Genomic DNA, 1607 nt, shown 5'->3' on the forward strand with positions numbered 1-1607 from the left:
GAGGCTGTGTAAAAACTCGATTTACATAGCCCCTGGGCTGGCAAGCAAAATGCCTCGGACATTGTCCGGGGCATTTTTGCTTTGAGTCGGTTTGTATTTCCAAGCAATAAAAACACGGGGAACAGACTCAGGCCAGCCTTGCCAGCATCGTTTTCACGCCCAGCACGTTGATCGCTCGCATCAGGTTATAACTCAGAACACCCAGGCTGTACTCACTGCTGGCAGAACCAAGGCCCCAGCAGGTAAATCGCCCTTTATTCAGCAGCCTTTTGAGTGTGGCGAAGGTCGGCTCAACGGTAGCCATTCGCCGGATCATCCGCTCAGGTGTGGCTGAGTTGTCGGCCCTGTCCAGAGCCTCTTCATCGAAGTGGCGTGAGACCCAGCGTCGATCCGCCTTGGTGCATTGGCTTTGTAGCGGACACTGATTGCAGCCCGAACGCGCATACAGATGCATTCGATCCTTGTTGCTCACAGTCTTGTGCGGCAACCGTTTTCCAGCAGGGCAGCGGTAAGCGTCCTCTTCGGGCAAATACGTGAAGTCACTTTTCTGGAAGTGCCCACCGGCTCCTTGATTGTTCACCGCCCGGTTCGATGGCACCGCCACATCGTACTCAGAGGAGTGAAGGTCGCTGATCTGCTGGCCGTTGGAATAGCCTGCATCGGCAACGATGGTCCCTAATTCGCCCTCCAGTACGTCACGAGCGTCTTGGGCTATCGGCTTCAATTGCTGGTTATCGTTGCCCGCCTGGGTCAACTCATGGTGGACGATCAGTTGATGCGCCTCATCAACGGCATTCTGCGCGTTATAACCCACCACCATACCTTCCCGGCCTGATTTCATCAGCCTGGCATCCGGCTCGGTACGACAGTGCTGGGTTTTATCTTCATCGACCAGCGTCTTCAGCTCATCCTGAAGCTCTGCCTTGTGGGCTTCCAAATAGGCCAGGGCTTCGGACACCTTGTCAGTGTTAAGCTCTGGGTCGCCGTCCTGCTCTGACGCCGCCAGTTGAGCGAGATAACGATCGATCTTCTGGTCCAGCTGGCCCAGCTGTTTCTCCAGCTGCTTGCGGGTAACGGCCTGGTCTTTACTGGCGGCCGCTTTGAACTTGCTGCCATCAATGGCCACCAACTGGCCACTGACCAGCCCCGCCTGTTTGCAGAAGACAAGGAACTGACGACACACCTTCTTGATCGCGTCACCGTTCTCCTTTCGGAAGTCGGCAATGGTCTTGAAGTCCGGGGCTAGCTGCTTCATCAGCCAAAGCACTTCCAGGTTACGATGGCATTCCTTTTCCAATCGTCGGGTGCTGGTGGTCTGATTGAGGTAGGCGTAGATGTAGAGCTTGAGTAGATCGCCGGGATGATAAGGGCGTCGGCCTGTGTGCGCCGTCTGCGCTTTCCTGAATCCCATCTCAGAAAGGTTCAGTGAATCCACAAAGGCATCAATGACGCGAACCGGGTGATCTTCGGGGACGTAATCTTCAACGCTGGGCGGGAGCAGCAGCGTCTGACTGCGAGGGGTACCTTCCAGATGTCTCATAAAAAAATAACCGCGAGCCATGTCGCGGTTATTTTGCCAGTTTGGGAGGCTGTTTTCACACAGCCTC

At 55.3% G+C, this 1607-nt stretch carries 1 protein-coding gene; it reads right to left on the reverse strand.

Features of this window, described 5'->3' with window-relative positions; all coding sequences use genetic code 11:
- Nucleotides 1-127: 127 nt before the first annotated feature.
- Nucleotides 128-1607, reverse strand: a 1480-nt coding sequence (locus DYI22_RS17270; RefSeq protein WP_213479292.1) for an IS1182 family transposase, incomplete at its 5' end; no start/stop codon positions are given.

Source organism: Marinobacter lipolyticus, assembly GCF_018424605.1.
Taxonomy (GTDB): domain Bacteria; phylum Pseudomonadota; class Gammaproteobacteria; order Pseudomonadales; family Oleiphilaceae; genus Marinobacter; species Marinobacter lipolyticus_B.